Annotated in this window: 22 protein-coding genes and 1 tRNA gene; 11 read left to right on the forward strand and 12 right to left on the reverse strand. The window is 67.2% G+C overall.

Features of this window, described 5'->3' with window-relative positions:
• Window positions 1-566, reverse strand: a 566-nt coding sequence (locus GOAMR_RS09460) for an LLM class flavin-dependent oxidoreductase (protein WP_005186250.1), incomplete at its 3' end; no start/stop codon positions are given.
• Window positions 567-763: 197 nt separating this feature from the next.
• Between GOAMR_RS09460 and GOAMR_RS09465 the strand changes: the two genes are divergently transcribed.
• The gene (locus tag GOAMR_RS09465; RefSeq protein WP_005186251.1) at window positions 764-1,930 is read left to right on the forward strand and encodes an LLM class flavin-dependent oxidoreductase; all 1,167 of its coding nucleotides are present in this window, start codon (window positions 764-766) and stop codon (window positions 1,928-1,930) included.
• The gene (locus tag GOAMR_RS09470; protein ID WP_005186252.1) at window positions 1,927-3,279 is read left to right on the forward strand and encodes an NtaA/DmoA family FMN-dependent monooxygenase; all 1,353 of its coding nucleotides are present in this window, start codon (window positions 1,927-1,929) and stop codon (window positions 3,277-3,279) included. Before GOAMR_RS09465 ends, GOAMR_RS09470 begins: the two co-directional genes overlap by 4 nt.
• A gap of 183 nt (window positions 3,280-3,462) precedes the next feature.
• Here GOAMR_RS09470 and GOAMR_RS09475 read toward each other — a convergent pair.
• Window positions 3,463-3,534, reverse strand: a tRNA-Gln gene (locus GOAMR_RS09475).
• A 128-nt stretch (window positions 3,535-3,662) separates the two neighbouring features.
• The gene (gene fabG / locus GOAMR_RS09480; RefSeq protein WP_005186253.1) at window positions 3,663-4,418 is read right to left on the reverse strand and encodes a 3-oxoacyl-ACP reductase FabG; all 756 of its coding nucleotides are present in this window, start codon (window positions 4,416-4,418) and stop codon (window positions 3,663-3,665) included.
• A 143-nt stretch (window positions 4,419-4,561) separates the two neighbouring features.
• Here fabG and glmU point away from each other — a divergent pair, with 143 nt between their 5' ends.
• A complete protein-coding gene (glmU, locus tag GOAMR_RS09485; protein WP_005186254.1) occupies window positions 4,562-6,031 on the forward strand; it encodes a bifunctional UDP-N-acetylglucosamine diphosphorylase/glucosamine-1-phosphate N-acetyltransferase GlmU in 1,470 nt (489 codons plus the stop codon).
• A 50-nt stretch (window positions 6,032-6,081) separates the two neighbouring features.
• Window positions 6,082-7,059: a ribose-phosphate diphosphokinase gene (locus GOAMR_RS09490; protein WP_005186255.1), complete on the forward strand. Its 978-nt coding sequence runs from the start codon at window positions 6,082-6,084 to the stop codon at window positions 7,057-7,059.
• Between the two features lie 10 nt (window positions 7,060-7,069).
• Here GOAMR_RS09490 and GOAMR_RS09495 read toward each other — a convergent pair whose 3' ends face one another.
• Window positions 7,070-7,669: a hypothetical protein gene (locus tag GOAMR_RS09495; RefSeq protein ID WP_138943657.1), complete on the reverse strand. Its 600-nt coding sequence runs from the start codon at window positions 7,667-7,669 to the stop codon at window positions 7,070-7,072.
• 82 nt (window positions 7,670-7,751) lie between these two features.
• Between GOAMR_RS09495 and arsC the strand changes: the two genes are divergently transcribed.
• The gene (gene arsC, locus GOAMR_RS09500; RefSeq protein ID WP_040514848.1) at window positions 7,752-8,093 is read left to right on the forward strand and encodes an arsenate reductase (glutaredoxin); all 342 of its coding nucleotides are present in this window, start codon (window positions 7,752-7,754) and stop codon (window positions 8,091-8,093) included.
• Window positions 8,094-8,169: 76 nt separating this feature from the next.
• Here the strand turns inward: arsC and GOAMR_RS09505 are convergent, their stop codons facing one another.
• The 7 genes from GOAMR_RS09505 to GOAMR_RS09535 all read right to left on the reverse strand — a co-directional run bounded on the left by GOAMR_RS09505 (window position 8,170) and on the right by GOAMR_RS09535 (window position 14,445).
• The gene (locus GOAMR_RS09505; RefSeq protein ID WP_040514850.1) at window positions 8,170-8,574 is read right to left on the reverse strand and encodes a DUF2752 domain-containing protein; all 405 of its coding nucleotides are present in this window, start codon (window positions 8,572-8,574) and stop codon (window positions 8,170-8,172) included.
• Between the two features lie 14 nt (window positions 8,575-8,588).
• Window positions 8,589-9,059, reverse strand: coding sequence for a hypothetical protein (locus tag GOAMR_RS09510; protein WP_005186266.1), 471 nt, complete (start codon window positions 9,057-9,059; stop codon window positions 8,589-8,591).
• 99 nt (window positions 9,060-9,158) lie between these two features.
• On the reverse strand, window positions 9,159-10,481 hold the full coding sequence (locus GOAMR_RS09515; protein WP_005186267.1) for a hemolysin family protein: 1,323 nt from the start codon (window positions 10,479-10,481) through the stop codon (window positions 9,159-9,161).
• Between the two features lie 119 nt (window positions 10,482-10,600).
• Window positions 10,601-11,110: an NINE protein gene (locus tag GOAMR_RS09520; protein ID WP_005186268.1), complete on the reverse strand. Its 510-nt coding sequence runs from the start codon at window positions 11,108-11,110 to the stop codon at window positions 10,601-10,603.
• A 247-nt stretch (window positions 11,111-11,357) separates the two neighbouring features.
• A complete protein-coding gene (locus tag GOAMR_RS09525) occupies window positions 11,358-12,095 on the reverse strand; it encodes an SDR family oxidoreductase (protein ID WP_005186271.1) in 738 nt (245 codons plus the stop codon).
• Between the two features lie 82 nt (window positions 12,096-12,177).
• Entirely contained in the window at window positions 12,178-12,792 is a 615-nt protein-coding gene (locus tag GOAMR_RS09530) for a TetR/AcrR family transcriptional regulator (protein ID WP_005186274.1), read from the reverse strand.
• Window positions 12,793-12,870: 78 nt separating this feature from the next.
• Window positions 12,871-14,445 carry an AMP-binding protein gene (locus GOAMR_RS09535; protein WP_040514852.1) on the reverse strand — a complete coding sequence of 525 codons (1,575 nt, stop codon included), beginning with the start codon at window positions 14,443-14,445 and terminating at the stop codon, window positions 12,871-12,873.
• Between the two features lie 250 nt (window positions 14,446-14,695).
• Between GOAMR_RS09535 and GOAMR_RS09540 the strand changes: the two genes are divergently transcribed.
• From GOAMR_RS09540 to GOAMR_RS09565, 6 genes are all read left to right on the forward strand, one after another.
• Window positions 14,696-15,298 carry a 50S ribosomal protein L25/general stress protein Ctc gene (locus GOAMR_RS09540; protein ID WP_040514880.1) on the forward strand — a complete coding sequence of 201 codons (603 nt, stop codon included), beginning with the start codon at window positions 14,696-14,698 and terminating at the stop codon, window positions 15,296-15,298.
• 10 nt (window positions 15,299-15,308) lie between these two features.
• On the forward strand, window positions 15,309-15,875 hold the full coding sequence (pth, locus tag GOAMR_RS09545; RefSeq protein ID WP_005186286.1) for an aminoacyl-tRNA hydrolase: 567 nt from the start codon (window positions 15,309-15,311) through the stop codon (window positions 15,873-15,875).
• 144 nt (window positions 15,876-16,019) lie between these two features.
• Window positions 16,020-17,015, forward strand: a complete 996-nt coding sequence (locus tag GOAMR_RS09550) for a beta-ketoacyl-ACP synthase III (RefSeq protein WP_085949046.1) — start codon at window positions 16,020-16,022, stop codon at window positions 17,013-17,015.
• Window positions 17,016-17,090: 75 nt separating this feature from the next.
• Entirely contained in the window at window positions 17,091-17,594 is a 504-nt protein-coding gene (locus GOAMR_RS09555) for a hypothetical protein (RefSeq protein WP_138943658.1), read from the forward strand.
• A 413-nt stretch (window positions 17,595-18,007) separates the two neighbouring features.
• Window positions 18,008-19,171, forward strand: a complete 1,164-nt coding sequence (locus tag GOAMR_RS09560) for an alkane 1-monooxygenase (protein WP_040514854.1) — start codon at window positions 18,008-18,010, stop codon at window positions 19,169-19,171.
• A gap of 102 nt (window positions 19,172-19,273) precedes the next feature.
• Complete coding sequence (locus tag GOAMR_RS09565) at window positions 19,274-20,884, forward strand: peptide chain release factor 3 (protein ID WP_005186293.1); 1,611 nt, start codon at window positions 19,274-19,276, stop codon at window positions 20,882-20,884.
• 16 nt (window positions 20,885-20,900) lie between these two features.
• Here the strand turns inward: GOAMR_RS09565 and GOAMR_RS09570 are convergent, their stop codons facing one another.
• Window positions 20,901-21,902, reverse strand: coding sequence for an enoyl-CoA hydratase/isomerase family protein (locus tag GOAMR_RS09570; RefSeq protein WP_040514884.1), 1,002 nt, complete (start codon window positions 21,900-21,902; stop codon window positions 20,901-20,903).
• Between the last annotated feature and the right edge of the window lie 100 nt (window positions 21,903-22,002).

The raw sequence follows: 22,002 nt of genomic DNA on the forward strand, positions 1-22,002 counted from the left end.
AGCAGGGCCAGCACGTCGTCGACGGCATCGGTGAAGTCCGGGGGCACGGCCCCCTCGAATCGGGTGGCGTCCACTGCGGCGGCCACCCGTGGTGAGGTGAGCAGCTCGCCGATCGGGAACGGTGGCGGGATCAGCAGACCATCGACGATCAGGTCTTCCGCATCGGGCTGAGCCGGGGCTTGTGCCCGGTCGTCCGCGCGTGCCCGGTGCTCGGCACGTCGTTGTGCGGAGCGGCCCAGGCCCAGGTCGAGACGACCCGGGTGGAGGGCGTCGATGGTGCCGAACGCCTCGACGATCGACAGCGGTGTGTGCACCCCGCTCTGGACCGCGGCCGAACCTACCCGGATCTCGGTGGTGGCGTCGGCGATCAGTGCGATGAGCACGGCCGTCGACGAACTGGCGACCGCAACGGCGTGATGTTCGGCGAGCCAGAAACGGCGATATCCGAGCCGTTCGGCGTGCTGGGCGAGTTCGATGCTGCGGCGCACCGCGGTCGCCGCGTCGGATCCTTCGGTAATCGGCGCAAGATCGAGAACGGACAATGGGATCGGCGCATCGGTCGCCATGTCGCCTCCTGTCTCTGCCGGTTCGTCCGGGCAGCCGCATCTACGGGGTGCCGCGCGGTTATCCGCACTCCAGTGCGCCGCAGATCGTGCGATGACACCAGGGTTTGAGTCAGTGCGATCGCATTCGGCGTTCTCGGAACGGACCACGCGGCGGCAGCGTTGCCGCCACAGACACGACACGGCAAGGGAGAGACGCGGTGACCCGAAAAACGGCGGGACTTCATCTGGGAGTGGCACTCACCGGAGCCGGATGGCATCCGGGTGCGTGGCGGGCAGCGCACGCACGACCGGCGGAGCTGCTGACGGCGCAATACTGGGCGGATCTGGTGCGTAAGGCCGAGTCCGGACTGCTGGATTTCGTGACGTTCGAGGACCGATTCACCGTATTCGATCGCGGCGTTCCCGACGACAGCACCGACCTGGTTGCCGGACAACTCGATTCGGTTCTCGTCGCGTCCCGGGTGGCTCCGCTGACCAGGCACATCGGACTGATCCCGACCGCTGTGGTCACGCACACCGAACCGTTTCACCTGTCCAAGGCGATCGCGACACTCGACTACGTGAGCGGCGGACGGGCCGGAGTACGGCTGCGGGTATCGGGCGATCCCCGGGAGGCGGCGTTGTTCGGGCGCCGCCGGGTCGACGACCAGCACGCCGGCGAACTACTCGACGAGGCCGCCGACTACGCGACGGCGCTAGGGCTGCTGTGGGATTCGTGGGAGGACGACGCCGAGATCCGGGACAACACGACCGGACGCTTCATCGACCGCGACAAACTGCACTACGCGGATTTCGCCGGCGAGTTCTTCTCGGTTCGCGGACCGTCCATCACTCCACGCCCACCACAGGGTCGGCCACCGATCGCCGCACTTGCCCACTCCGGCAGAGCGCACCGGTTCGTCGGCGCATCAGCCGATCTGGGGTTCATCACCCCCGACGACGAGAACACGGCCGCCGCGATCGTCGCCGATATCACCGGTGATCGGCACGACGATGCCCCGGTGCGGCTCGTCGTCGACCTGGCGGTGACGATCGGCGACACCGATGCCGACGCACATCGCAGAGCGGACGAGCTGAACAGCCTTTCAGCGCAACCCTATTCCAGCGATGCTGAGATTGTGGTGGGGTCTGCTTCCACTGTGGCCGACCGCATCGCACAGTGGGCCTCGCTCGACGGCATCGACGGGGTCCGGCTCCGGCCGGCAGCTCTCCCCGATGATCTGACCGCGATCACCCGGTCGGTGGTGCCGATTCTGCAGGGCCGCGGCCTGTTCCGTAAGTCTTACGCCGAGAGCACGTTACGCGGTCGTCTGGGACTGTCCCGACCTGCCAACCTGTTCACCGAGAGGGTTTCCGCATCATGACCAAGCAGGTTCATCTCGCCGCCCACTTCCCCGGCGTCAACAACACCACCGTGTGGAGTGATCCCGCCGCGGGCAGCCATATCGAGTTCGATTCATTCGTACACCTTGCCCAGACCGCCGAACGAGGAAAGTTTGACTTCTTCTTCCTCGCCGAAGGCCTGCGGCTGCGTGAACAGAACGGCCTCATCTACGATCTCGACGTGGTCGGCCGACCCGACACGTTCACCGTGCTGGCGGCGCTCGCCGCGGTCACCGAACACCTCGGCCTGACCGGCACCATCAACTCCACGTTCAACGAACCCGTGGAAGTGGCAAAGCAATTCGCCACCCTCGACCATCTGTCCGGCGGACGGGCCGCGTGGAATGTGGTGACGTCGTGGGATGAGTTCACCGGGGAGAACTTCCGGCGCGGCGGCTACCTGCCGTCCGATCAGCGCTACACCCGTGCCAGGGAGTTCCTCGACGCCGCCACCACATTGTGGGATTCATGGGCCGACGGCGACATCGTCGCCGACACGAACTCCGGTCACTTCCTGAGACGCGCCGACGCCGGCATATTCGACTACCACAGTTCACAATTCGATATCCGCGGCCGGTTCGCCGTACCCCGGTCACCGCAGGGCCGGCCGGTGATCTTCCAGGCGGGCGATTCGGAGGAGGGCCGCGAGTTCGCCGCCGCCAAGGCGGACGCCATCTTCTCCCGGCACGCGAAATACGATGAAGGCCGTACCTTCTACGCCGACGTCAAACGCCGACTGCCCGCCTACGGGCGCACCGAACGGGACCTATTGGTGCTGCCCGCGGCGTCGTTCGTGATCGGCGACACCGACGCAGATGCGGCCGACATCGCCCACGACGTCCGCCTCGCCCAGGTCGGCCCCGCCACCGCGATCAACTTCCTGGAACAACTCTGGAACCGGGATCTCTCCGATCACGATCCCGACGGCCCGCTGCCGGCAGTGGACCCGATCCCCGGCGACAACACCATCGCCAAGGGCAGGGCCAGCACCCGCCACCACCGCGACCCCCGCGTCATCGCCGACGAATGGCGGCAGATCGCCGAAGCCGACAACCTCACCACCCGCGAACTGATCATCAAGGTCACCGCCCGCCAAACGTTCGTCGGTTCGGCCGCGACCATCGCCACCACCATCGACAGGCACGTCCAGGACGACGCCGCCGACGGTTTCATCCTCGTCCCGCACATCACCCCCGGCGGCCTCGACCGCTTCGTCGACGAGGTGGTCCCGCTGCTCCAGGACCGCGGCGTGTACCGCACCGAGTACGACGGCCCCACCCTGCGCGACAACCTCGGCCTGAGCGGTTCCACCATCGGCGCTCACCCCTGATCGCGGCTCCTGAACCACATCGACGAACCCTGCGTAACGGCCGACGAAGCCGGTGCCAGACCGGCGGAGCGGAAGCTACTGCGCCGATCGGCCGACCCCGGCATCGTGCCGGTCGGGGACCGGCGACGCCCGACGTCCGACACTCACTGCGTATGTCGCCCGACAGATAGCTTGTATACGTTGCTCCCCCACCAGGACTCGAACCTGGAATGCCTGAACCAAAATCAGAAGTGTTGCCGATTACACCATGGGGGATCACTGCGCTGACGATTGTGCCACAGCACGTCGCCGGCGCGGCAACTCGATTCCCGCTCACCGTTTCGGCAGACGCTCACGTTGTGCGGTGAGCGTCTGCCGACCGGGTGAGCGGGAAGCGGGAAGTGTCAGTCGCGCGGGCCGCCGGCGACGTAGATGACCTGGCCGGAGACGAAGCCGGCGCCTTCGCTGGCGAAGAACGAGGCGGTGTGGGCGATGTCCTCGGGCTCACCGACGCGGGCGACCGGGATGGCGGCGGCGTTGGCCTTCTTGAACTCCTCGAAGTCCATGCCGACGCGGGCGGCGGTGGCCGCGGTCATGTCGGTGGCGATGAAGCCGGGGGCGATGGCGTTGGCGGTGATGCCGAACTTGCCGAGCTCGATGGCGAGGGTCTTGGTGAAGCCCTGCATGCCGGCCTTGGCGGCCGAGTAGTTGGCCTGGCCGCGGTTGCCGAGGGCCGAGGTGCTCGACAGGTTGACGATGCGGCCCCAGCCGGCGTCGACCATGTGCTTCTGGCAGGCCTTGCTCATGTTGAAGGCGCCACGCAGGTGGACGGCCATGACCGAGTCCCAGTCGTCGACGGTCATCTTGAACAGCATGTTGTCGCGGATGATGCCGGCGTTGTTGATCAGGACGGTGGGGGCGCCCAGTTCGGCGACGACCTTGTCGATGGCCGCGGCCACCGAATCGGCGTCGGAGACGTCGGCGCCCACGGCGATGGCCTTGCCGCCGGCGTCGGTGATCGACTTCACGGTGTCGGCGCACGAGTCGGCGTTGAGGTCGAGCACGGCAACCGCCAGCCCGTCGCTTGCCAGCCTGCGCGCAACCGCCGCGCCGATGCCGCGGGCCGATCCGGTGACGATCGCGACCTTCTGTGTGCTCACTACAGGTACCTCCATTGGTGACTCAATTGTTGAACTCCCCGTCACATTGGTTTTATCAGGTGCGGCCACCTATCCTGGCCACCGGCTTTGGGCTTGATACTCACAGACGGGCCGCAGCGCCCGGGACGAGCGGAGAAAACCTCATGACCGACATCGCGGTGATTGTCCTCGCAGCCGGTGCGGGCACCCGGATGAAGTCGAAAACCCCGAAGATCCTGCACACCCTCGCCGGGCGCAGCCTCGTCGGCCACGCCCTGCACGGCGCCGCCGGCCTGGACCCGAAACACCTGGTCGCCGTCGTCAGCCACGAACGTGAACGGGTCAGCGCCGCCATCGATGAGGTCGCCGCACAACTGGGCACCACGGTCGCCATCGCCGACCAGCCGCAGCCCCTCGGCACCGGGGACGCCGCCCGCGTCGGCCTGGGCGCACTGCCCGCGGACTTCGCCGGAACCGTCGTCGTCACCGCCGCCGACGTCCCCCTCCTCGACGCCGGCACCCTGCGCGCCATCATCGGCACCCACACCGACGGCGACGGCGCCGCCGTCACCCTCACCAGCTTCGTCGCCGACGACCCCGCCGGCTACGGCCGTATCGTGCGTTCGGCAGACGCGGTGGAGGCCATCGTCGAGCACAAGGACGCCACCGTCGAGCAACTGGCGATCACCGAGGTCAACGCCGGTGTGTACGCGTTCGACGCCGCACTGCTGCGCGATGCCCTGGCGCAGGTGTCCACCGACAACGCCCAAGGCGAGTTCTACCTGACCGACGTCATCGAGATCGCCCGTAAAGCCGGGAAGAGCGTCCGCGCGCACCTGGTCGATGACCCGTATCTGGTGGCCGGCTGCAACGATCGCGCTCAGCTCGCCGACCTGGCCGCGGAACTGAACCGGCGCATCGTGCGCCGCCATCAGCTCGCCGGGGTCACCGTCGTCGACCCGGCCACCACCTGGATCGATGTCGACGTCACCATCGCCGCGGACGTCACCGTCGAACCCGGCACCCAGCTGCGCGGGACCACCACGATCGCCGAGGACGCCGTCGTCGGCCCCGACAGCACCCTCACCGACGTCACGATCGGCACCGGCGCACAGGTTGTCCGCACCCACGGCAGCGAGGCGGTGATCGGGGACGGTGCGACCGTCGGGCCGTTCGCCTACCTGCGGCCGGGCACCCGGCTCGGCACGGGCGGCAAGATCGGCACCTTCGTCGAAACCAAGAACGCACGGATCGGCGATCACACCAAGGTTCCGCACCTCAGCTACGTCGGCGACGCCGAGATCGGTGACCACACGAACATCGGCGCCTCCAGCGTGTTCGTCAACTACGACGGCGTGAACAAGCACAAAACAGTGATCGGTGCCCACTGCCGTACAGGATCTGACAATATGTTTGTCGCCCCTGTTCGGGTCGGCGATGGCGTCTACACCGGCGCCGGAACAGTCCTGCGTGACGATGTTCCGCCGGGGGCGCTTGCGGTGTCGGCTGGATCACAGCGCATCATCGAGGATTGGGTGCCGCGCAAACGCCCCGGAACCCCGGCGGCGCAGGCAGCACTTGACGCACAGAAACGGGCCGCCGGCAGCGGTGACCCCGGTGGCGACGACAACTGAAGATCGCACGACAAACACCCACCCCGACAGCCCCGAGTAGAAGAGATTTCATGTCCTGGACGACTGACAACCAGAAGAACCTGATGTTGTTCTCTGGCCGTGCCCACCCCGAACTCGCACAGGCCGTCTCCGACGAGCTCGGCGTGAAGGTCACCCCGCAGACCGCCACCGACTTCGCCAACGGTGAGATCTTCGTCCGGTTCGAGGAGTCGGTGCGAGGATCGGACGCTTTCGTCCTGCAGAGCTGCCCGCACCCGCTCAATCAGTGGGTGATGGAAGCACTGATCATGATCGATGCTCTCAAGCGCGGCTCCGCCAAACGCATCAGCGTGATCCTGCCGTTCTACCCGTACGCCCGCCAGGACAAGAAGCACCGCGGCCGCGAACCGATCTCCGCCCGGCTGATCGCCGACCTGCTCAAGACCGCGGGCGCCGACCGCATCATCACCGTCGACCTGCACACCGACCAGATCCAGGGCTTCTTCGACGGCCCCGTCGACCACATGCACGCGCTCGGCCAGCTCGCCGAATACGTGCGCAACAACTACGGCACCGACAACGTCTGTGTCGTCTCCCCCGACGCCGGCCGCGTCAAGGTGGGCGAGAAGTGGGCCGACGCGCTCAACGGCGCGCCGATGGCGTTCGTGCACAAGACCCGCGACCCCGATGTGCCCAACCAGATCAAGGCCAACCGGGTGGTCGGTGACGTCTCCGGCAAGACCTGCGTGCTGATCGACGACATGATCGACACCGGCGGCACCATCGCCGGCGCGGTGAACGTGCTCAAGGAGGCCGGTGCGGGCGACGTCATCATCGCCACCACGCACGGCGTGTTCTCGCATCCGGCGGCCGAGCGCCTCGCCAACTGCGGTGCCAAAGAGGTCATCGCCACCGACACGCTGCCGATCCCCGAGGACAAGCGGTTCGAGAACCTGACCGTCCTGTCGATCGCGCCGCTGCTCGCGCAGACCATCCAGGAAGTGTTCGAGAACGGCTCGGTGACGAGCCTGTTCAACGGCAGCGCATAGTCGCTCTCGCTCAGCCGGGGCGCCGTTTCAGAATCAGGGCGGTGCCACCGGCGAGCAGGAGCCCCGCGCCGGCCGCCACCCCGATACCCACGTAGCCCCGGCTGCTGCCGCTCGAACCCGGGTCACCCTGGGGTTTGGTGGACTTGATCGGGGAGAACGCGGGACCCGCGTGGGCGATGACGGCGGCGGCATTGGACGACATGTTGTCGCACAGCGACGCGCCCCACTCGTCTCCCTTGGTGGTCACGCCACCGCCGGGCCAGCCGAGCACGATGGTCTGCGTCTTGCCCTCGGTGAGGGTGATGCCGCAGGCACCGGCCGGCGAGGCGCTGACGATGGTGATGGTCTCGGGCATGCGCCGCTTGTAGCTGCGCACCACCCGCACCACATTGCGCGAGCCCAACCCGTCATGCTTCACCGAGACGGGGGTGCCGACGATGATGGCGCCGGCCCGGTCGGCGATCTGTTCAGGGCTGCTCGGCGCGCAGGAACAGGCGCACGCCGGAGACGTGCCGACCGCCGCCGACAGCGCCGCACAGGCGACGAGTCCCGCCACCAGCGCCACCACCCGTGTCCAGCGGCTTCGGGATACTCGAGTGAGATCGGCCATACCCGCCATGATCCCCGAATCCGCACGCCCCACCCACCGTCCGGCGCCGATTGCGCCGACCGAATGACCTACCGTGGACGGTATGGACGCGACGATTTACCACAACCCCAAGTGCTCGACCTCGCGCAAGGCGCTCGCCCACCTCCAGGAGGCGGGAATCGAGCCGAACGTCGTCAAATATCTGGACACCCCGTACACGCGCGAACAACTCACCGAGCTGCTCGCCGACGCCGGGCTCACCGCCGGTCAGGCGGTCCGTAAACGGGAGGCGCTGTACAAGGAATTGGAACTGGCCGGCAAGTCCGACGAGGAGATCTTCGAGGCCATGCTCGAGCACCCTATCCTGGTGGAACGGCCATTCGTGGTGACCGCCAAGGGAACCCGGCTCACCCGGCCGATCGAGAAGCTCGACGAGATCATCTGACGCCTGCCCCAGACCCCACCGATATCCGGCGGCATCGCAATAATCTCCGCGCCGGGGCGTATCGGTGGGGTTTGCGTCAGATCTCCCCGATCAACCGGACCACCGCGTAGACCAGCCACACGCCCAGCACCGCATAGGTCACCCGATGCCGGGCGATCGCCTCCAGCGCGGGCGGCGGACGGCGGCGGATCCTGCGACCCACCACCACCGCCGCGAGCACCACCACGGCGGCTATGAGCAGCGGGCCGAAGATGTTGGCACCGAATGCCGCAGCCCAGTCACCGTGCATCGTGTACACCCAGGATCGGGTCAATCCGCAACCGGGGCAGGATAATCCTGTGATCAACCGGAATGGGCACAGGATCGGTCCATCCTCGATCGTCGCGGGGGAACGTACACACGCCACACCGACAGCGGCCACTCCGAAAGCCGCCACCCATTCGGTGTCGGCAGGTCGAGCTCTGCCCACGGATGTCGCCATCGGTTCAGACGAATCTACGAGAGTGTCCGGGCATAGTTGACGCGGCCCGAAACATCGATCATGGTTGCGGGCGATGCTGCCGGGATATTCGAAACATGTTGTACCCCATTGGCTCCGCGCACCATGACCTGAATGTATCCGGTGGTGGCGCGGTCCTTCATCAGTAAGAAGAACAGACTGAACACACAGACGAACAGAAAACCCAGAATGGCGAGCACGATACCGGTCGTCGAGACCTTCTCCGTTGTCGATGACATGTCGGTGACGGACCACTGAGCGCCCGCGATCGGAAAAGTACCGGATGGGGTGATCACCTGCGTCTGGGTGCACGTGATGTCCCCCACCGTCACCAATGGTGCATCGGGAACCACGCCACCGGATGGCATACCGAACGCATCTGCCCCGAACGCGGGATTCCCGCCCTGACCGTGATTGAACTGCTGCCCACCGTTGTACGGATCGGGCACCCCGCCCTGATATGTCATCGGTCCATCATGGCATAGCCGCCGACGCGGTCGGTTTGCCGCCGCGATGCCTCGGTTCACGCGAGCGACCTGGATTCAACCAGCTCGACGGCGAAATCATCACCACCCGCGATCTCCCGCTATTGAGCTTCTCCCGCCGACTGGATCCGCCGGCACGACACGCACATGGTCGACGCGGTGGCGGCTGACGTTGAGCACTTCCAGGCGATATCCGGGGACGAGCACCGCATCACCGGGGACCGGGATCCTGCCGAGTTCGGCCATGACGAAACCGGCGACTGTCTCGTAGTCGCCGTCGGGCAGCTCGATTCCGGTGGCCCGCGCGAACTCCTGGAGGATGAGACCGCCCTGCACGCGATAGGTGCCGTCGCCGCGATCGACCACCGCGTCCTCGGGTTCGATGGTGGAGTCGTACTCGTCGTAGATCTCCCCCACCACCTCCTCCACCAGGTCCTCCAGCGTGACGATGCCCGCGGTGCCACCGTATTCATCGACGACGACCGCGATCTGGTCTCGCCGGCGGCGCATCATCGTGAGCGTCGCCAGCACCCGATTGGTCTGCGGCACAGTGAGTATCGGCCGCACCAGGTCGGCAACGACGGCGGCGTCGGTGCGCTCGAACAGATCCCGGACGTGCACGAAACCGATGACATCGTCCACTGATTCGCCGGTGACCGGGTACCGGGAGAACGGCAACGGATGTACCTCATGGCGCACCTGCGGGATTCCGGCGGCGGCGTGAAGAAATCTCACGTCCGGCCGGGGCCGCATGACCTCGCGCAGCGTTCGTTCGCCCGCGTCGAGAACATCGGACAGGATCGTCCTGCTGCCCTTGGGCAGGCCGGGAATCTCGCTCACCACCACGGCCAGTTCCTCGGCGTTCATGTCCGCGGTGGTGGCGTCCGGGTCACCGCCGAGCAGCCGCACCACCGCGTTGGTGGACACCGACAGCAACCAGATCACCGGACGCACCAGCCGCGCGAACCCGGCCAGCACCGGCCCGACGATCCGCGCGATACCCGCCGCGTTCTGCAGGGCCAGCCGTTTGGGCACCAACTCGCCGAATACCAGTGACAGGTACGCCACCGCCAGGGTCATCGCGACGAATGCCACCGGTTCGGCGGCCGCCTCCGGCAGTCCGGCCCGCTCCAGCAGCGGCGCGACGTCGGGGGCGAGCACCGACGCGCCGTAGGCGGCGGAGAAGAACCCGGTGACGGTCACCCCGATCTGCACCGCAGACAGGAACGTGTTGGGGTTGCGGGCGAGGCGGGCGGTGGTCCGGCCCCGGCCGCCCGAGCTCTCCAGTTGCCGGATCTGCGACTCGCGCAACGACACCAGCGCGAACTCGGTGCCGGAGAAGACCCCGCCCAGCAGTACGAACAGCACCACGAGCGCGATGTTGATCAGCGTCTGCGTGTCCATCCGCCAACCCTAGTGGCCCGCGGCGCACCTCACCTGCACGGGCACAGGATCGGCCCGTTCCCGATGTGCGCGGGTGAGGCCACGCGGGCGGCATTCAGCGTGGACACGGCCTCACCGGCTCAGGCCAGCGGCCGGCCGCTGCTGTCGCGGAAGTTGCGGGTCGCGATCAGGATGATGTCGACCAGCCACCAGATGGAGAATCCACCGCAGGTGATGAGCTTGAGGATGCCCAGACCGACCTGGCCGACGTAGAAACGGTCGACACCGAAAGAACCGAGGAAAACCGACAACAGCAGTGCGGTCAGCCATTCCGAATTGGAGAACAGGCCGGGAACCTGCCGCGCGGGGAAGGGCATCGGACTCTCGGCGGACCGGATGAGGGTGTCGCCGCGCACCTGGCCCGAGATCGCCATCTGCTGCAGCTGGGCGTAGTTGATGGGTCCCTGCTCGTACCCCATCTGATTGACATAGAACTGGCCCGGCATCCCGGGCATCGACGCGGCGCCGTGCTGCCCTGGCTGTCCGTACTGCCCGCCCGGCTGTCCGTATTGCCCGCCCGGCTGTCCGTATTGCTGGGGCGGCAGACCGAACTGGGCGTTCTTGTCGAAGTCGGGCGATTCGTAGCTCATGAGCGCACATAGTAATGGCAGGTCAGTGGCGGGGCGGCGCCGTGCCGCCGGAGCATTCGCCGGAATGACACGCCCATGGTCGAGGCGGTCGACCACCGCATCCTGGCGGTTCGGTGGTGGAGTCGTACTCGTCGTAGAACTCCCCCACCACCTCCAGCAGGTCCTCGGCCGTGACATGCCGGCGGTACCGTCCCCGAAAGCCCGCCGCGTCCGCGACATGGCTCCGGCAGAACCGCCCGGCGATCGGTCAGATCGAGATACCACCGTCAACCGGCAGCACCACACCCGTGACGTAGCCCGCCTCATCCGAGGCCAAGAAGCCAACTGCCGCAGCCATTTCGGAAGGATCCGCGAAGCGTCCCATCGGGATCGCCGCGGCGAGTTCTGCCTTCTTGTCGTCCGGGATCGACGACACCATCCGGGTCTCGGCGTTGGGCGAGATGGCGTTGACGGTGACACCGAAACGCGCGAGTTCTTTGGCCGCGGTCTTGGTGAAGCCGATGATGCCGGCCTTGGCCGTCGCATAGTTGGCCTGGCCGGTGTTGCCGCGCAGGCCGGTGTACGAGGTCACGTTGATCACGCGGCCGAAACCCTGGGCCCGGAAATGGGGGACGCAGGCCCGGGTCAGCCGGAACGTGCCGCCGGCGTGCGTGGCGAGCACCTGCTCCCAGTCGTCGTCGGTGAGTTTCCAGAGCACCTTGTCCCGCAGGATGCCCGCGTTGTTGACGATGATGTCGACGCGGCCCGTGTCGGCGACGGCCTGCTCGACGACGCGCTCGATGTCGGTGGTGCTGCTGACGTCGGCGGGTGCGGCCTTCGCCCCGATCTCGGCCGCCGCGCGCGCGGCCTCGTCACCGTCGAAGTCGATGATGTAGACGGCCGCGCCGGCGCCGGTGAAGAACCTGCTCAGTTCCAGCCCGATGCCGCGGGCGCCGCCGGTGATCAGCACCGTGCGCCCGGTGAAGTCGTAGGTGAGGTTGGTCATGTCGTATCCTTCCCGGCCGCACCAGATTCAGGGTGACGACCGATCTTATTGTCCTTCAGAAGCTTTCGCGTGTCACGAACACTCAGGCACGCTTGCTGACGCCGGAGATCCAGGTGTCGACGAGCGTTTCGCCGGCGACCTCGATCGGCACGTCCTTGATCACGCCGTCGCAGAGCACAAAGCGCTGGAAGGCGTAGAACTCACTCATGCTGCCCAGCATCTCCGCCGCGACCTCGATGTCGATGCCGGTCCGGACGACCCCCGATTCGATCCCGCGCCGCAGGGCATGGGCGATCCGCCCGTAGAACGCCTGCCGCGAACCGGCCCAGATCCGCCGGACCTCGTCGTCGGTCTGGGCCAGTTCGACCAGGAGGCCGAACAGTTCGCGGTTCGCGTCGTAGAACCGCAGGTACAGCTGCGTCGACCGCAGCACCGAGGCGCGCGGATCGTCACCATCCCACGGCACCCGGACAAAGTCGAATGCCTCGTCGGTGAGTTCCCGCAGCAACTCGATCATGAGCTCGTGGCGGTCGGTGAAGTACCGGTAGAACGCGCCACCGGAAATGCCGGCCGCCTCGGTGATGTCGGTGATACGCACCCGCGAATACCCGCGCTCGCCGAACAGCCGCTTCGCCTCGGCCATCAGGCGGCGGCGGGTGTCGCGGCCCTTGGGCGTCAGCGGCCGTGTGTCGTCCATAGCCGGGACACTACGCAGGGCAGGCCCATAAGTAAATGTTGCGCCACTTTTTCTTTTTGCCCGCACGCGGACGGCTGACTACCCCTGACGACGCAGGATGAAGCGCTGGATCTTGCCCGACGGCGTCTTGGGCAGCGCCTCGACGAAGTGCACCGTGCGCGGGTAGGCGTGCGCGGCGAACCCGGTCTTGACCAATTGCTGCAGTTCGGCCTCGAGTGCGTCGTCGCCGGTCAGCCCCTCTGCGAGGACGACGAATGCCTCCAGGACCTCACCGCGCATCTCGTCGGGGCGACCGACGACCGCCACATCGATCACCGCCGGGTGCGTGATCAGCACGCTTTCCACGTCGAAGGGACCGATGCGGTAGCCGGCCATGATGATCACGTCGTCGTCGCGGGCGGAGAAGTAGAAGTTGCCGTCGTCGTCGACGCGGCCGGTGTCGCCGGTGAGGTACCAGCGGCCGTCGTCGGTGTAGCGGGCGGCGGTCTTCTCCGGGGCGTCGAGGTAGCCGGGGAACCAGAAGGCCGGGCTGGCGGGTACGTCGATGGCGATCTGGTCTCGCACGATACCGGTGACGAAACCGGGCATCGGCCTGCCCATCGAGCCCGGGATCAGTGGTGTGCGCAGTTCATCGGCCCAGTGGTTGTTGATGAACATGCCGTGTTCGGTCTGGCCGTAGTGGTCGCGGACCTCGGTGCCCAGCGCCTGCTGCGCCCAGCCGATCACGTCGGGGGTGAGTGGCTCACCGGCCGAGGATGCCCGGCGCAGCGTGAATCCGTCGACGACCGGCGTCTTGCTCAGCGAGCGGTACACCGTCGGGGCTGCCGCGAAATTGGTGACACCGAGCTCGCCGAACACCTTCGCGGTGACCTCTGGTGAAAACCCGGCCTGCAGCAGGATGTTGGGCCGCCCGACCAGCAGCGGCCCGAGGATCCCGTAGTACAGGCCGTACGCCCAGCCCGGATCGGCGGCGTTCCAGAACACATCGTCATCGCTCACATCGAGGCCGTACCGCATGTAGGTCCGGAACGAGGCCAGCGCACGGACCGGTACCGGCACCCCCTTGGGGGTGCCTGTCGTACCACTGGTGAACAGCAGGATCAGATGCCCGTCGCCGCCGACCGCGACCGACTCGGCGAGCGGTTCGGCTCCGGCCAGCAGGGTGTCGAAGCCCCGGTCACCGGTATCACCGGCGACGATCGTCGTCAGCCCGTCGATAGGCGCCAGCTTGTCCGCCTGGCTGGTCTCGGTGATCACGATGGTCGCGTCACCGCCACGCAGCCGCATCTCGATAGCCGGTGTCGCGAACGCGGTGAACAGCGGGATGTACACCGCACCGAGCCGGGCGAGCGCGAGCAGCGTCACCACCAGTTCGGTGCGTTTGCCCATGAGCACGCCGACCCTCGTGCCGCGGGTCACGCCGAGCCTTGTCAGCGCACAAGCCAGGCGGCGGGACCGGTCCGCGAGCTCGCCGTAGGTGACATCGGTGGTCACCAGTCCGTCGGCACCGGCGGGCGCCACGGTGGTGAACGCGACACCGGTTGGGTCATGCCTGTCGACGAGCAGATACGCCGCATCGGCGTCGGCGGCACCGTACTCCGCCAGCCAGGCCCTCACGTCGGCGTCGACGGCGGTGGGGACGGTGTAGGTCATGTTCTCTCCCGGCTGTGTGTTGGCCAGATCACATATCGCCACCCATTCTGCCCGCACGACGACATGCGGCGATGTGACTTTCGGTGACCGCGTGCTCTACGCTGGTTGCCGTTGTCTCGGCGAGGGTGACCTGATCACCGTTATCGGCGCGACCATCGTGACTCTCCTGCGCGGTGCCTTCACGCACCCCGGTGCCCGTCGTGGTGTGCGCCACTCACCGCGGCAAGAACCGATTCACGAGGAGAACATCATGTCGAACACCACCAAGCTCGCCGTCGCCACCCGCGACGACAAGGGCAAGGGCGCCGCCCGCCGCGCCCGCCGCGAGGGCAAGGTTCCCGCCGTGCTCTACGGCCACGGCACCGACCCGGTGCACCTGCACCTCCCGGCCCGCGAATTCGCCGCCGTCCTGCGCGCCAACGGCACCAACGCCGTCATCGACCTCGACATCGAGGGCAAAAGCCAGCTCGCGCTGACCAAGCAGGTCGACGTGCACCCGATCCGCAGCTACATCGAGCACGTCGATCTGCTCGTGATCAAGCGCGGCGAGAAGGTCACCGTCGAGGTCACCGTCGCCGTCGAGGGTGACGCCGCACCGGGCACCCTGGTCGTTCAGGACGCCAGCGTCATCGAGGTCGAGGCCGACGCCCTGTCGATCCCCGAGCACATCGTCGTCGATGTCGAGGGCGTGGCGGCCGGCACCGCCATCCACGCCGGTGACGTGACCCTGCCCGAGGGCGTCACCCTCACCAGCGATCCCGAGCTGCTGGTAGTCGCCGTCAACGAGGCACCGCAGGCCGCCGCTGACGACGAGGCCGAGGCCGAGGGCGACGCCGCCGAAGCGGCGGAGTAGTCCTCCCCGAGTGAAACTTGTTGTCGGCCTGGGCAATCCCGGGCCCCAATACGAGAAGACCAGGCACAACGTCGGCGCGATGGTCGTCGACGCCCTGGTCGCCTCGGCAGGCGAGCGGTGGAAGGTGCACAAGAAATCGGGTGCACAGGTGGCCACCGCCCGCCTCGCCGGGGAGCCGGTGCTCATCGCCCGGCCCACCACCTACATGAACACCACGGGCCGGCAGGTCGGCCCGCTGGCCAAGTTCTATTCCGTCGCACCCGAGGATCTGATCGTGGTGCACGACGAACTGGACATCGACTTTGGTCTCGTCCGGCTCAAACGCGGCGGCGGCGAAGGCGGGCACAACGGCCTGCGATCGATCAGCCAGGCCATCGGTACCCGTGACTACCTGCGTGTACGCCTCGGCATCGGACGCCCACCGGGCCGGCAGGATCCGGCCGACTACGTGCTCAAACCGTTCCCGTCGGCGGCCAAGGCCGACGTCGAGTTGCTGATCGGCAACGGCGCCGAGGCCGTCGAGCTCCTGGCCCGGCAGGGCCTCGAAGCAGCCCAGAACACCGTGCACGCCTGGTGATCGGTCGTTCGGATCAGGGCGAATCGGAGATACGGCCCTCCGGGCCTAGAATCCTATTTCTATGACATCCGCATCGATGCGGGCAGCATCCGGGAGGTAGACGTGGTACAGATCGCAACCAAGACTGGGCAGCAGAACGTCGCGATGCTCGGGGTGGGCGCCTGCCGGCCCACACGCGTGATCACCAACGACGAGCTCTGCCAGACACTCGACTCCAGCGACGAATGGATCTTCGAGCGCAGCGGTATCCGTTCGCGCCGCTGGATCAGCGGCGACGAGTCGAACCGGTCGATGTCGGTTACCGCGGGCGAACGCGCGATCCTCAACAGCGGTATCGACCGCTCCAAGATCGACTGTGTCATCCTGTCCACCAGCACCTGGCCCACGATCACCCCGCACGGTGCGCCGTCGGTGGCCTACGACCTCGGCATCAACGGGGTCCCCGCCTTCGACCTCGTCTCGGGCTGCGGCGGCTTCTGCTACGGCGTGTCCGTCGCGAGCGCGCTGATCAACGCGGGCAGCGCCACCAACGTGCTGCTTATCGGGTCCGAGACGATGTCGTTGAGCCTGGATGTCACCTCGCGGTCGACGGCCTTCCTGTTCGGTGACGGCGCCGGCGCCGTGGTCATCGGTCCCGCCGAGGAGAACGGCATCTCCCCCACGGTGTGGGGCAGCGACGGCGAGAACGCCTCGGCCATCGGGCAGACCATCAACATCCCGGACTTCATCAACCCGGAGCTCAAGGAGAAGCCCGGGATGTACCTCACCATGGAGGGCCAGCGCGTGTTCCGGTGGGCGGCGATCACGCTGCCCAAGGCACTCTCGGGTGCACTCGATGTCGCCGGGCTGCACGCCGACGACATCGAGGTCTTCATCCCGCACCAGGCCAACGCCCGCATCAACGACCTGATGAAGAAGAACCTGGGCCTGCCCGACGACGTCCCGGTGGCCAACGACATCGAGTTCACCGGCAACACCTCGGCGGCATCGATCCCGCTGGCCATGGAGGAAATGCTCGCCTCCGGCAAGGCGAAGGGCGGGCAGACTGCGCTGATGCTCGGTTTCGGCGCCGGATTGTCGTATGCGGCGCAGGTCGTGACACTGCCGCCGGCACCCACGATCACCAGCCTCGACGATTAGTCGCCACGGCACGGACCTGCCGACCGTTCGGTCCATGCTGTCGCATTCGGTTTCCACACTGACGCATTTGGGTCCATGCTGGGAGGCGGACATCTTGTCGTCTTCCAGGAGGGCCGCGTCATGCACCTGCGCACCCGGCGCAACGTCAGCGCACAACACTCCGGCCGAGTCAGACACTCCGCGACAGCGGCGGCGACCGTCGGCGCACTGTGCGCGGCCGCGGTGGCCGGCATCGCACCCGCTCAAGCGGCTACCGCACCACCCACGCTGCGGGTGACCCTGTACGACGGTCCGCAGGACTGGACCGGCTGGCAATCGGCGATCGACACCAGGAACAACCGCGAGTGCCGGATCAGGGTGGCCGCACCCGCGGCGGCCAAGCTGAACCGGAACGCCGCCATCAGCGGTAGGGGCGCGTTCGCGTGGCCGCAGAACTACCTGCCCGCCGGCCAGTACCGCCTGCGGATCGTCTGCCGCCACACGGCCTCACCGGCGGTGAGCTTCTATTCGCCGCGCAACCAGGTGAACGATGCCCGCACCAGATTCAGCGACTACACGAGGGGCGCACTGGGGCTCTAGGGCACCGCCGGGCCGCAGGTGACCCGCACCCGGACAGCCCACCCGCGGGGCCAACGGAACAGGGCGCCGGTGGCTGTGATATTGATTGCACCCGAATTCTCGGACCGGCTCCCCAATCGGGACAAAACCCCAGGAAACAGCCGACAAACCCCCTTACGAACCCCGAGTCACCGACCTCCGTCCCCCCGAACCGGTGTCACCCGGCCAGAGGACCACCGGTAATGCCGTCTTGACAGTTCGCGATCTATAGCCAAGATGGGAACGTACACCAATTGGGGGGTGTGAAAGTTGGTTGGACGTTCACTGTGTCCGGTTCAAGTCCGTGGAAGGGTCTTCTGATGCGCGCTCGCAAGCCACGCACGACGGCGTGGGGCAGGCGCGAGACCAGGACAGCCACGTCGGACACCGCGGAAATGCCGAAGGCGACCGGCGCCGCGGAGACTCTTCCCGAGTGGCGCGATCCGCACAAGGGCCTATGGCTCTCGGGCCTGATCATTCCGCTGACACCCTTCCTCGCCTGGGGCCTGGTGTCGCTGCTCGGCCCCGGCGTCTTCTGGGCGGCCGGTCTGCTGGTGGTCGCGCTGATCCCGTCGATCGACCGCTTCTACGGACCTGACCGGACCAATCCGCCGGACGAGGTGATGAAGCAGCTGGAGAACTCGCGCTACTACCGGTGGTGCCTGTTCCCGTACATTCCGCTGCAGTACGCGGGTCTGGTCCTGGCCTGCTACCTGTGGACCCACGCACCGATGGGCATTCCCGAACGCATCGCCCTGGCCACCACGGTCGGCGTCGTCGGCGGACTGGCGATCAACGTGGCCCACGAACTGGGTCACAAACGCACCAGCCACGAGCAGTGGCTGTCGAAGATCGCCCTCGCGCAGACCTGGTACGGCCACTTTTACGTCGAGCACAACTACGGACACCACATCCGCGTCGCCACACCCGACGACCCGGCCAGCGCGCGCTTCGGCGAATCGTTCTGGCGGTTCTGGCCCCGCACCGTGTCAGGCACGTTCAAGCTCGGCTGGCAGATCGAGAGCAAGCGGCTCAAGCGGCAGGGCAAGAGCGTCTGGAGCCTGCGCAACAACGTGCTCAACGCCTGGCTGATGTCGGCGGTGCTGTACGTCGTCCTCGTCGCCGTGTTCGGCTGGGCGGTGCTGCCGTACCTGATCGTCCAGGCCGTGTTCGGCTTCTCGTTCCTGGAGATCGCGAACTACATCGAGCACTACGGACTGCTGCGGGAGAAGCGACCCGACGGCAAATACGTCCGGGTCGCCCCGCATCACAGCTGGAACAGCGACTACGTGATGAGCAATGCCGTTCTGTACCACGTGCAGCGGCACAGCGACCACCACGCGCACGCCGGTCGGCGTTACCAGACGCTGCGCTCGTTCGGTGATTCCACGCCGCAGCTGCCCGGCGGCTACGTGTCCATGGGTGCCTGCGCGCTGATCCCGCCGCTGTGGCGCCGCGTCATCGACCAGCGGCTCCTGGACTACTACGACGGCGACGTCACCCGCGTCAACCGCGGCCCGGTAGACGATGCGGACCCGGCCGAGAAATCCGCGGCCTAGCGGGATTTGTCCACGTCACCGGCGGCAAAGTAGCCTCGTCGGGTGAGCACTGAAGGTCAGACGAACACCGGAGACCGATCGGGCGGGGACGAGTCGGTTCGCGTGGCCCGCGAGGTGCGGCGGCGGCGGACGTTCGCCATCATCTCCCACCCCGACGCCGGTAAGTCGACGATGACCGAGGCGCTGGCCCTGCACGCACGCATGATCAGCGAGGCGGGCGCCATCCACGGCAAGGCCGGACGCAAGTCAACGGTGTCGGACTGGATGGAGATGGAGAAGGCGCGCGGCATCTCCGTCAGCTCGACGGCGCTGCAGTTCAACTACACCCCGTCGGGGTCGCCCGCCGCACCGCCGGACGATCCCGACGCCACGTACGTGATCAACCTCGTCGACACACCCGGCCACGCCGACTTCTCCGAGGACACCTACCGGGTGCTGACCGCCGTCGACGCCGCGGTGATGCTCATCGACGCCGCCAAGGGTCTCGAACCGCAGACGCTGAAACTGTTCCAGGTGTGCCGTCACCGCGGCATCCCCGTGATCACCGTCATCAACAAGTGGGACCGGCCCGGCCAGACCCCGCTCGAACTGATCGACGAGATCACCGAACGCATCGGCCTCATCCCGACGCCCCTGCTCCTTCCCGTCGGCATCGCCGGCGACTTCCGGGGCCTGCTGGACCGGCGCACCGGCGAATACGTGGCGTTCACCCGCACCGCCGGCGGAGCCAAGATCGCGCCCGAGGAGATCATGGACGCCGACGCCGCGTCGGCCCGTGAGGGCGGCGAATGGGAGTCGGCGCTCGAGGAGAGCGAACTGCTCTCGGAGATGGGTCAGGACCACGATCAAGAGATGTTCCTGGCCGGGCAGACATCGCCGATGATCTTCGCCTCGGCCATGCTCAACTTCGGGGTGCGACAGCTGCTGGAGGCACTTGTCGCACTCGCCCCCGCCCCATCGGGCAGGGCATCGGTGAGCGGCGACGTCCGCGTACCTACCGACCCGTTCAGCGCGGTCGTGTTCAAGGTGCAGGCCGGGATGGACACCAGCCACCGCGACCGGCTGGCGTTCATGCGGATCGTGTCCGGCGAGTTCGAACGCGGCATGGTCGTCACCCACGCGCAGACCGGCAAACCGTTCGCCACCAAGTACGCCCAGGCGGTGTTCGGCCGCGACCGCTCCACCGTCGACCGCGCCTACCCCGGCGACGTGGTGGGCCTGGTCAACGCGATGACGCTCGCGCCGGGCGATTCGCTGTTCACCGGACCCAAGGTGCAGTTCCCGCCCATCCCCTCGTTCGCGCCGGAACACTTCTCGTCGCTGCGGGCCACCACGGCCGACAAGTACAAGCAGTTCCGCAAGGGCATGGACCAGCTCGACAGCGAGGGTGTGGTGCAGGTGCTGCGCAACGATCTGCGCGGCGACATGGCGCCCGTACTGGCCGCGGTGGGCCCGATGCAGTTCGAGGTGGTCACCGCCCGCCTCAAGTCCGAGTTCAACGTCGACACAGTGATCGAGGGTCTCGGCTATTCGCTGGCCCGGCGCACCGACGAGGCCAGCGCCGCCGAACTGAACCGGCAGCGCGGCGTCGAGGTGTTCACCCGCACCGACGGCGCACTGCTGGCCCTGTTCAGCGACAAGTGGCGGCTGCAGTTCGTGGAGAAGGAACACCCCGAGCTGACCCTCGACCCACTCGTCGCAGCAGCCGATTAAGAAACGCCGGGAGCCGCTAGTCGCCGACCAGTCGGCGCACCTCGGCCGGGTCGACGGCGTCGATCGTGGCGGGGGTGAACGCGGGGTTGCGGTCCTTGTCGACGAGCACGGCGCGCACGCCCTCGGCGAAGTCGGGGGTGGCGCAGACGCGGGCACCGACGCGCAGTTCCCGGTCCAGGCATTCGGCCAGGCTCGACGTCCTGCCCGCCTCCAACAGCGCCGCGGTCACCCACAGACTCGTCGGTGAGGCGTTCCCGAGCAGGCCCACCATATCCTGCGCCCAGTCGTCGCCGACTGCGCCCTGCAGGCCACCGACGAGAGCGTTGATGTCGGAATCGCTGAAGTATTCGGCGATCCGGCGCAGCGGCAGGTCCGTCTCCACCGGTGCCGACCGTGGGCGCAACGCCTCCCCCAGCGAGACCCCGGCGCGGATGTCGCCGGCGAGCGCGGGCAGATCGGCGGCCTTGACGTGGTGCGTGGCCAACCCGACGGCGACGGCGTCCGCCCCGCGGAGCCGGGCACCGGTCAGTCCCAGCCACAGCCCGACGCCCTCGGGCAGGCGAGGCAGGAAGTAGGTGGCGCCGATGTCGGGGAAGAACCCGATCGCCGTCTCCGGCATGGCGATCAGCGCGTTCTCGGTGACGACGCGGATCTCCCCGTGCACCGAGATGCCCAGTCCCCCACCCATCGCCGCACCGTCGATCAGCGCCACATAGGGTTTCGGGTATTCGGCGACCAGTTGATCGAGCCGGTACTCAGCGGTGAAATAGGTCTCGATGGCTTCGGCGTCACCGTCGAGAGCATGCTGGCGGATGGCGCGGATGTCGCCGCCGGCGCAGAATGCCCGCTCGTGCGCCGAGGTGACCAGCACCGTCTCGATCGAATCGTCATCACCCCAGGTCAGGAGGGTCTGGTGCATCTCATCGATCATGCTCTGATCGAGGGCGTTGAGCGCCTTGGGCCGGTCGAGGATGATCTCGCCGACGCCATCGGCCACGTTGGTCCGGATAAACGACATGCCCATCACGCTAGCGAACCCGACCCGTACTTCCTCCGCCAACCGCAGGATCCTCCGTCAGCCAAGGGAGGATCCTGCGGTTCGGGGTGGATCGGTTAAC

The sequence above is a fragment of the Gordonia amarae NBRC 15530 genome (genome assembly GCF_000241345.1).
In the GTDB taxonomy this organism is placed as follows: domain Bacteria; phylum Actinomycetota; class Actinomycetes; order Mycobacteriales; family Mycobacteriaceae; genus Gordonia; species Gordonia amarae.

Excerpts from the sequence above, each read along its gene's own strand:
- arsC (WP_040514848.1), top strand. The coding sequence starts at position 7,752 with ATGGACGCGACGATTTACCACAACCCCAAGTGCTCGACCTCGCGCAAG.
- GOAMR_RS09490 (WP_005186255.1), top strand. The coding sequence starts at position 6,082 with ATGTCCTGGACGACTGACAACCAGAAGAACCTGATGTTGTTCTCTGGC.
- GOAMR_RS09560 (WP_040514854.1), top strand. The coding sequence starts at position 18,008 with ATGCCGAAGGCGACCGGCGCCGCGGAGACTCTTCCCGAGTGGCGCGAT.
- GOAMR_RS09555 (WP_138943658.1), top strand. The coding sequence starts at position 17,091 with ATGCTGGGAGGCGGACATCTTGTCGTCTTCCAGGAGGGCCGCGTCATG.
- glmU (WP_005186254.1), top strand. The coding sequence starts at position 4,562 with ATGACCGACATCGCGGTGATTGTCCTCGCAGCCGGTGCGGGCACCCGG.
- GOAMR_RS09515 (WP_005186267.1), bottom strand. The coding sequence starts at position 10,481 with ATGGACACGCAGACGCTGATCAACATCGCGCTCGTGGTGCTGTTCGTA.
- GOAMR_RS09570 (WP_040514884.1), bottom strand. The coding sequence starts at position 21,902 with ATGTCGTTTATCCGGACCAACGTGGCCGATGGCGTCGGCGAGATCATC.
- GOAMR_RS09505 (WP_040514850.1), bottom strand. The coding sequence starts at position 8,574 with ATGGCGACATCCGTGGGCAGAGCTCGACCTGCCGACACCGAATGGGTG.
- GOAMR_RS09470 (WP_005186252.1), top strand. The coding sequence starts at position 1,927 with ATGACCAAGCAGGTTCATCTCGCCGCCCACTTCCCCGGCGTCAACAAC.
- GOAMR_RS09525 (WP_005186271.1), bottom strand. The coding sequence starts at position 12,095 with ATGACCAACCTCACCTACGACTTCACCGGGCGCACGGTGCTGATCACC.
- GOAMR_RS09535 (WP_040514852.1), bottom strand. The coding sequence starts at position 14,445 with ATGACCTACACCGTCCCCACCGCCGTCGACGCCGACGTGAGGGCCTGG.
- GOAMR_RS09510 (WP_005186266.1), bottom strand. The coding sequence starts at position 9,059 with ATGACATATCAGGGCGGGGTGCCCGATCCGTACAACGGTGGGCAGCAG.
- GOAMR_RS09495 (WP_138943657.1), bottom strand. The coding sequence starts at position 7,669 with ATGGCCGATCTCACTCGAGTATCCCGAAGCCGCTGGACACGGGTGGTG.
- GOAMR_RS09530 (WP_005186274.1), bottom strand. The coding sequence starts at position 12,792 with ATGGACGACACACGGCCGCTGACGCCCAAGGGCCGCGACACCCGCCGC.
- GOAMR_RS09540 (WP_040514880.1), top strand. The coding sequence starts at position 14,696 with ATGTCGAACACCACCAAGCTCGCCGTCGCCACCCGCGACGACAAGGGC.
- GOAMR_RS09520 (WP_005186268.1), bottom strand. The coding sequence starts at position 11,110 with ATGAGCTACGAATCGCCCGACTTCGACAAGAACGCCCAGTTCGGTCTG.
- GOAMR_RS09550 (WP_085949046.1), top strand. The coding sequence starts at position 16,020 with ATGCTCGGGGTGGGCGCCTGCCGGCCCACACGCGTGATCACCAACGAC.